We start from the raw sequence: 9,127 nt of genomic DNA, 5'->3' as shown, positions 1-9,127 counted from the left end.
AAACCACGGATCTTCACCTGGTCATCACTACGACCGACGAACTCGATCTCCCCCGAGGCGTTCCACCGGACGACGTCCCCGGTGCGGTACATCCGTCCGCCGTACGGGCAGGCCACGAACCGCTCAGCCGTCAGACCGGGCCTGCCGGCATACCCACGGGCCAGGCCCGAACCGGCGATGTACAGCTCGCCCGCGACCCCGTCCGGGACCGGCCGCAGGGCCTCGTCCAGCACGTAGAGGCGCATGTTGTCCAGCGGACGGCCGATGGGCACCGAAGCCTGGGGAGCCGAGGACTCGTCCATGCGATGGCAGGTGGCGAAGGTCGTGGTCTCGGTCGGGCCGTACCCGTCGACCACCGTCAACCCGGGACACCTCTCCAGCACCCGGCGCACCGAAGCCGCAGAGACCACGTCACCCCCGGTCCACACCTGCCGAACCGCCGCGAAACACTCCGGCGCCTCCTGCGCCACCAGGTTGAACAACCCCGCCGTCAACCACAGCGCGTCCACCCCACCACCGGACAACAACCGGGCGAAATCAGCCGTGGCGAGCTGCCCCGGCGGCGCCACGACCACCCGGCCACCCGACAGCAACGGCACCCACAACTCGTAGGTCGAGGCGTCGAACGCGGTCGGCGAGTGCAGCAGCACACTCCTGGAGGTGATCCCGTCGAAACAGCGGCTGTGGGCCAGGTCGATCACGTTCTGGTGGGTGATCGTGATGCCCTTGGGCGTCCCGGTCGATCCGGAGGTGAACATGACGTAGGCCGTGTGTTCTGGCCGGGCGGTGTCCGGTGGGGCCGTGACGGGCACCGGGGTCGTGGGCGGGGTGATGGTCAGGGTGGTGATGTGGAGATCGTGGGTGGTGTCGGTGAGCAGGAGGGTGGCACCCGCGTCGGTCAGGATCCGCTGGAGGCGTTCGGTGGGCTGCCGAGGATCGAGGGGGAGGTAGGCGGCTCCGGCCTTGAGGATGCCGAGGATCACGACGACCAGGGCGGGAGAGCGGTCCATGAGCAACGCGACCGGCATGTCCTGCCGGGCGCCCGCCTCGATGATCCGATGGGCCAGGTGGTTGGCGTTCGTGTCGAGGTCGGCGTAGGTGAGGTGGGTGTCGCCGGAGACGACGGCCACGGCGTCGGGGATTCTGGCGGCCTGTTCGGCGAACAGCCGGTGCAGGGTGGAGACGACCTGCGGGGCGGCGGTGTCGTTCCGCGTGACCAGCAGCAGTTCCCGCTCCTGGTCGCAGAGCACGTCGATGGCGCCGACCGCCAGTTCGGGGTCGTCGGCCACCGCCCGCAGCACCCGGACCAGCCGCTCCGTCAGGGTGGTGGCGGTGTGGTGGTCGAACAGGTCGGTGGCGTACTCCAGCAGACCGGTCAGCCCATCGGGAGTCTCGGTGAAGGAGAAGGACAGGTCGAACTTGGCGATGTCCAGGTCGAAGGGATACTCCCGGCACTCCAGTCCGGCGAACTCCTCCGGCAGCGGAGTCTGGCTGTCCAGGGTGACGGCGGTCTGGAACAACGGATGCCTGGCCGGGACCCGCTCCGGATTGAGATGCTCCACCAGCCGCTCGAACGGCACATCCTGATGGGTGTAGGCGTCCAGATTCGCCGTACGAACCCGGCCCAGCAACTCGGTGAAGGTCGGATTCCCCGACAGATCCGTCCGCAGGACTAGGGTGTTGACGAAGAAGCCCACCAGGTCGTTGAGCGCCTCGTCGGTGCGTCCGGCCGTGGGGGTGCCGAGCGGGATGTCGGTTCCGGCTCCGAGGCGGCTGTAGAGGGTCGCGACGGCGGCCTGCAACAGCATGAACAGGCTGACCTGCCGCTCGGCCGCCACCCGGACCAACCGCCCGTGCAGTTCCGCGTCCAGCCCGAACCCGGCCACCCCACCCCGATGACTCGGCACAGCAGGCCTGGCCCGGTCATACGGCAGCGCCAACTCCTCGGGCATCCCCTCCAGTGCGTTGCGCCAGTGGGCGAGCTGTTCGTCCTGGACGGTTTCGAGGAGGTCGCGTTGCCAGAGGGCGTAGTCGGCGTACTGCACCGGCAGCGGCGCCCAGTCGGGGGCGTTTCCAGCTAATCGTGCCTGGTAGGCGACGGCCAGGTCGTCGAACAGTGGCCGCAGTGACCAGCCGTCCCCGGCGATGTGGTGCAGCAGCAGGACCAGCACGTGCTCGTCCGCGCCGTACGACAGCAACCAGGCCCGCACCGGCAACTCGGCCGAGATGTCGAAGACCCCGACTGCCAGGTCCTCCACGACCGCCCGCGCCTGTTCGTCGTCGGCGCAGTCCCGAACGTTCAGCGTCAGCCGGGCGTCCTCAAGCACCTTCTGGTACGGCACGCCGTCCACCGACGGGAAGACCGTCCGCAGTGCCTCGTGCCTGGTCACCACGTCCGTCAGCGCCGCGTCGAGTGCCGAGGTGTCCACGGGGCCGCGTAGCCGTACGGCCAGAGGGGTGTTGTAGAGGGCGCTGGGTCCTTCGAGTTGTTCGATGAACCACAGGCGTTGCTGGGCGAAGGACAGCGGGACGTGCTCCGGCCGGGTCATGGCGGTCAGGGCGGGCCGTACGGTACCGGCCTGCTCGGTGGCCAGGTACCGCTCCAACCTGGCCACGTCCGGGTTCTGGAAGAGCGCCCTGATCGGCAGCTCGACTCCGAGGACGGTGCGGATCCGGCTGACCAGCTTGGTCGCGAGCAGCGAGTGCCCACCCAGGTCGAAGAAGCCGTCGTCGACCCCGACCCGCTCAACGTCGAGGATCTCGGCGAACAGGCCGCAGAGGATCTCCTCCCGGGGAGTGCGCGGCTCGCGACCCTCGGACGTGCTGAGATCGGGGGCGGGCAGCGCGCGGCGGTCGATCTTGCCGTTGGCCGTGACCGGCAGGGCGTCGAGAACCACCACGAACGGCACCATGTAGGCCGGCAGCCGGGCGCCCACGTACTCGCGCACTCCCTCTGGGGTGGCGTCCCCGGTGACGTAGGCCACCAGCCGCTTGTCGCCGGGACGGTCCTCCCTGACGATCACCAGGGCCTGCCGTACCGAGGGATGCTCCGCGACGACGACCTCGATCTCGCCCGGTTCGATGCGGAAGCCACGGATCTTCACCTGGTCGTCGGTACGGCCGACGAACTCGATCTGTCCGGAGGTGTTCCAGCGGACCAGGTCCCCGGTGCGGTACATCCGCCCGCCGTACGGGCAGGCGACGAAGCGTTCGGCGGTCAGGTCCGGCCTGCCGACGTAGCCTCGGGCCAGGCCTTCGCCCGCGAGGTAGAGTTCGCCCGCGATCCCGGCCGGGACCGGTTGCAGCGCCTCGTCCAGGATGTAGGCCCGCATGTTGTCCATGGGGCCGCCGATCGGCGGAACCGCCTGGTAGGCGAACGGGCGCCGCACCGGGTGGCAGGTGGCGAAGGTCGTGGTCTCGGTGGGACCGTACACGTGGACGAAGGCCAGGTCCGGGCAGCGTTCGACGGCCCGGCGCATCGCGGTGACCGATCCGGCCTCGCCGCCGCTCCACACCTCCCGCACCCCCGCCAGGGGACGCGACCCGTGCTCGGCCAGCAGGTTGAACAACGCCGTGGTGAAGAACGCCGCCGTCGGCCGCCGTTCGATCAGCAGCGTGGACATGGCGTCCAGGTCGAGCTCGCCCGGCGGTGCCACGACCACCTGACCGCCGGAGAGCAGCGGCACCCACAGCTCGTAGGTCGAGGCGTCGAAGGCCAGGGGAGAGTGGACCAGCACCCGGCGGTGTTCCTCCTTGCGGAACCGGCCGTCGGCGGCCAGCGCCACCACGTTCCTGTGGGTGACGGCCACACCCTTCGGCACCCCCGTGGACCCCGAGGTGAACATGACGTACGCCAGCTGATCCTGATAAATGGGCATATTTTGCCCGGTGGGTTCTACGTCCGGTTCGTTGAGCAGGGTGGCGACGTCGAGCACCGTCATGTCGTCCGGGAACGTCACCCGCCGGGCGGTCTCGTCACCCAGGACCAGGTGAGCCCCGCTCTGCCGCAGGATCACCTCGATGCGCGAGGCCGGATAGCGAGGATCGAGCGGAACGTACACGCCACCCGCCTTGAGCACCCCCAGGACGGCGATCACCGCCTCGAAGGAACGCTCCAGGAAGAGCACCACCGGGGTCTCCCTGGTCACCCCCTCGGTCGTCAGGCGCCGCGCCAGCCGCTCGGCGCGAGCGTCGAGTTCCGCGTAGGTCAGCGTCCGCTCGTCCTGGTTGAGCGCGACCGCGTCCGGGGTGCGCGCGACCTGCTCGGCGAACAGTTCGGGAATGCTTCCCCCGGCCACCGGACCGGCGGTCTCGTTCCACTCGTCCAGGATCTCGGCCCGCTCCTCGGGGGCGAGCACGTCGATGGCGGCGATCGGCAGGTCCGGGTCGTGGGCGACGGCCAGCAGTACCCGCAGGAGTCGTTCGGTCAGGGTGGTGGCGGTGTGGTGGTCGAACAGGTCGGTGGCGTACTCCAGCAGACCGGTCAGCCCATCGGGAGTCTCGGTGAAGGAGAAGGACAGGTCGAACTTGGCGATGTCCAGGTCGAAGGGATACTCCCGGCAGGCCAGTCCGGCGAACTCCTCCGGCAGCGGGGTCTGGCTGTCCAGGGTGACGGCGGTCTGGAACAACGGATGCCTGGCCGGGACCCGCTCCGGATTGAGATGCTCCACCAGCCGCTCGAACGGCACATCCTGATGGGTGTAGGCGTCCAGATTCGCCGTACGAACCCGGCCCAGCAACTCGGCGAAGGTCGGATTCCCCGACAAGTCCGTCCGCAGCACCAACGTGTTGACGAAGAAACCCACCAGGTCGTTGAGCGCCTCATCGGTACGTCCGGCCGTCGGCGTCCCCAGCGGGATGTCCGTTCCGGCCCCCAGGCGGCTGTAGAGGGTCGCGACGGCGGCCTGCAACAGCATGAACAGGCTGACCTGCCGCTCGGCCGCCACCCGGACCAGCCGCCCATGCAGTTCCGCGTCCAGCCCGAACCCGGCCACCCCACCCCGATGACTCGGCACAGCAGGCCTGGCCCGGTCATACGGCAGCGCCAACTCCTCCGGCAACCCCTCCAACGCACCCTGCCAGTAGGCGAGCTGCTCATCCTGAACGGTTTCGAGAAGGTCCTGCTGCCACAGCACGTAGTCGGCGTACTGCACCGGCAACGGCTCCTGGATCGGGAGCCGCCCGGCCAGCCGCGCCTCGTAGGCCGTCTCCAGATCGACGAAGAGCGGGCCCACCGACCAGCCGTCGCTGACGATGTGGTGAAGCAGCAGGACCAGCACGTGCTCATCGGCGCCACGCGACAGCAACCAGGCCCGCACCGGCAACTCGGCCGAGATGTCGAAGACGTACCCCGCCGCCCGCTCGACCGCCCGCCGCACCTCGGCGTCGTCCGCGCAGGTCAGCACCTCAAGCACCGGCCGGGCCCCGGCCTCCCGGATCTCCTGGTACGGCCCGGCGTCAGAGGAGACGAAGACCGTGCGGAGCACCTCGTGCCTGGTCAGCAGGTCCCCGAGGGCGGCCTCCAGGGCTCCGGCGTCGATCCGGCCGCCGAGCCGCAGCACGAGCGGCGTGTTGTACAGGGCGCTCGGCCCCTCAAGCTGTTCGATGAACCACAGGCGCTGCTGCGCGTAGGAAAGCGGAATCATGGTCTTCCTCCGACGGAGATCACGGGCTGCTCAGCGCCTGGGCCGCAACGCGGGCCTGGCCGGGCCGGACTTGGGGAGTTCGTCGACGACACCGGCGACGGTGGGGGCGTTGAACAGGGAGCGGATCGGCAACTCGGCGCCGAGAACGGTGCGGATGCGGCTGACCAGCTTGGTCGCGAGCAGCGAATGGCCGCCCAGGTCGAAGAAGCCGTCGTCGATGCCCACCCGTTCGAGGCCGAGGACCTCGGCGAACAGGCCGCACAGGATCTCCTCCCGCGGGGTGCGCGGGCCACGACCACCGGCCGTGCCGAAGTCGGGTGCGGGCAGCGCGCGCCGGTCGATCTTGCCGTTGGCCGTGACGGGCAGGGCGTCCAGGACCATCACCGTCGGCACCATGTAGGCGGGCAACCGGGCGGCGACGTGCTCACGCACCTGTTCGGGGACGGCCTCCCCGGTGACGTAGGCGACCAGGCGTTTGTCTCCCGGCCGGTCCTCACGGGCGACCACGACCGCCTGCCGTACCGAGGGGTGCTCACCGGTCACGGCCTCGATCTCGGCGAGTTCGACCCGGAAGCCACGGATCTTCACCTGGTCGTCGGTACGGCCGACGAACTCGATCTCTCCCGAGGCGTTCCAGCGGACGACGTCCCCGGTGCGGTACATCCGCCCGCCGTACGGGCAGGCCACGAACCGCTCAGCGGTCAGACCGGGCCTGCCCACGTAACCGCGGGCCAGGCCGGTGCCCGCGATGTACAGCTCGCCCGCGACCCCGGCCGGGACCGGCCGCAGTCCCTCATCCAGCACGTAGACGCGGGTGTTGTCCATCGGGCGACCGATGGACAGCCGCCCCGACCCGGCCTCGAGCTGGGTCACGCAGAGCGTCGTCTCGGTCGGACCGTACAGGATCCGGATCGTGACGCCGGGGTTCGCCTCACGCACCCGGCGCACCGCGGCGGGCGAGACCACGTCGCCTCCGGTCAGCACCTCCCGCACCCCCGCGAAGGCGTCGGGGTCCTCCTCGGCGATCACCCGGAACAGACCGGCCGTGACGTGGACGTGGGTGAGGTCGTGCCGTCCGACCAAGGCACGGATCCCGGCCGCGTCCACGTTGCCCGCCGGCGCGACGACCACCTGGCCGCCGGAGAGCAGCGGCACCCACAGCTCGTAGGTGGAGGCGTCGAAGGCGTGCGGCGCGTGGAACAGGATCCGCTGTTCGTACGGCTGCCGCCAGCACCTGTCCATCACCAGGTCGATCACGTTCTGGTGGGTGATCGTGATGCCCTTGGGCGTCCCGGTCGATCCGGAGGTGAACATGACGTAGGCCGTGTGTTCTGGCCGGGCGGTGTCCGGTGGGGCCGTGACGGGCACCGGGGTCGTGGGTGGGGTGATGGTCAGGGTGGTGATGTGGAGATCGTGGGTGGTGTCGGTGAGCAGGAGGGTGGCGCCCGCGTCGGTCAGGATCCGCTGGAGGCGTTCGGTGGGTTGCCGGGGGTCGAGGGGGAGGTAGGCGGCTCCTGCTTTGAGGATGCCGAGGATCGCGACGACCAGGGCGGGAGAGCGGTCCATGAGCAACGCGACCGGGGTGTCCGGTGCCAGGTCTTGGCCGATCAGGGTGTGGGCGAGGTGGTTGGCGTGGGTGTCGAGGTCGGCGTAGGTGAGGTGGGTGTCGCCGGAGACGACGGCCACGGCGTCGGGGGTTCTGGCGGCCTGTTCGGCGAACAGCCGGTGCAGGGTGGAGACGACCTGCGGGACGGCGGTGTCGTTCCACCCGGTCACCAGTAGCTCCCGCTCCTGCGGAGCCAGGATCTCCAGGGTGGCGACGTGCTGTCCGGGGTCGTCGGCCACCGCCCGCAGCACCCGGACCAGCCTTTCGGCCAGCGTTGTCACGGTGCCGTGGTCGAACAGGTCGCAGGAGTACTCGATCATGCCGGTCAGGCCGTCGCCGGTCTCGGCGAAGTTGAAGGCCAGGTCGAACTTGGCGACGTCCAGGTCGAAGGGATACTCCCCGCACTCCAGCCCGGCGAACTCCTCCGGCAGCGGGGTCTGGCTGTTCATCGCGATGAGGGTCTGGAAGAGCGGGTGCCTGGCCGGGACCCGCTCGGGGTTGAGGTGCTCGACGAGCCGTTCGAAGGGCACGTCCTGGTGGGTGTAGGCGTCCAGGTTGGTCGTACGGACCCGGTCGAGCAGTTCGGTGAAGGTCGGGTTTTCCGACAGGTCGGTGCGCAGCACCAACGTGTTGACGAAGAAGCCGACCAGGTCGTTGAGCGCCTCGTCGGTGCGTCCGGCCGTGGGGGTGCCGAGCGGGATGTCGGTTCCGGCTCCGAGGCGGCTGTAGAGGGTCGCGACGGCGGCCTGCAACAGCATGAACAGGCTGACATGGTGCCCTGCGGCCAGCCGGACGAGCCTGGCGTGCAACTCGGCGTCCACCTGGAACGGGGCGTTCCCGCCCCGGTGGCTCGCCCGATCCGGCCTGGGCCGGTCGTACGGCAGCGCCAACTCCTCCGGCGTCCCGTCCAGTGCGTTGCGCCAGTGGGTGAGCTGCCCGTCCTGGAGGGTGTCGAGGAGGTCGCGCTGCCAGAGGGCGTAGTCGGCGTACTGCACCGGCAGCGGCGCCCAGTCGGGGGCGTTTCCAGCCGATCGTGCCTGGTAGGCGACGGCCAGGTCGTCGAACAGTGGCCTCAGTGACCAGCCGTCCCCGGCGATGTGGTGCAGCAGCAGGACCAGCACGTGCTCGTCCGCGCCGTGCGACAGCAACCAGGCCCGGACCGGGATGTCCACGGCGATGTCGAAGACGTGCTCGACGGAGATGCGTTCGACCGCCGCGCGGACGTCGGCGTCGTCCGCGCACACGCGCGTCTCCAGCACCGGGCGGGCGTTCTCGGCGAGCCGCAGACGGGGCAGTCCTCCGACCGAGGGGAAGGTCGTCCGCAGTGCCTCGTGCCTGGTCACCACGTCGGCCAGCGCCGCGTCGAGTGCCGAGGTGTCCACGGGGCCGCGTAGCCGTACGGCCAGAGGGGTGTTGTAGAGGGCGCTGGGTCCTTCGAGTTGTTCGATGAACCACAGGCGTTGCTGGGCGAAGGACAGCGGGACGTGTTCCGGCCGGGTCATGGCGGTCAGGGCAGGCCGTAGGGCGCCGGCCTGCTCGGTGGCCAGGTACCGCTCCAGGCGGGCAACGTCCGGGTTCTCGAAGAGCGCCCTGATCGGCAGCTCGACCCCCATGACCGTGCGGATCCGGCTGACCAGCTTCATCACCAGGAGTGAGTGTCCGCCCAGGTCGAAGAAGCCGTCGTCGACGCCCACCCGCTCCACGCCGAGGACCTCGGCGAACAGGCCACACAGGACTTCCTCCCGGGGAGTGCGCGGCTCACGCCCCTCGTTCGCACCGACCTCGGGCTCGGGCAGGGCGCGGCGGTCGATCTTGCCGTTGGCCGTGACCGGCAGGGCCCCAAGCGTCACGACCACCGGCACCATGTACCCCGGCA

The 9,127-nt window shown here is 69.8% G+C and carries 2 protein-coding genes; both read right to left on the bottom strand.

Annotation, left to right across the window (positions count from 1 at the left end):
- Window positions 1–5,645: non-ribosomal peptide synthetase (locus ABT340_RS42300; RefSeq protein WP_352016602.1), on the bottom strand; the 5,645-nt coding region annotated here is incomplete at its 3' end.
- A gap of 30 nt (window positions 5,646–5,675) precedes the next feature.
- Window positions 5,676–9,127 (bottom strand): non-ribosomal peptide synthetase (locus ABT340_RS42295; RefSeq protein WP_352016601.1); only part of this gene is annotated, 3,452 nt, incomplete at its 5' end.

The organism is Streptosporangium sp. NPDC000239 (assembly GCF_040300765.1).
Classification (GTDB): domain Bacteria; phylum Actinomycetota; class Actinomycetes; order Streptosporangiales; family Streptosporangiaceae; genus Streptosporangium.
This window is presented reverse-complemented; position numbering and strand designations above follow the sequence as displayed.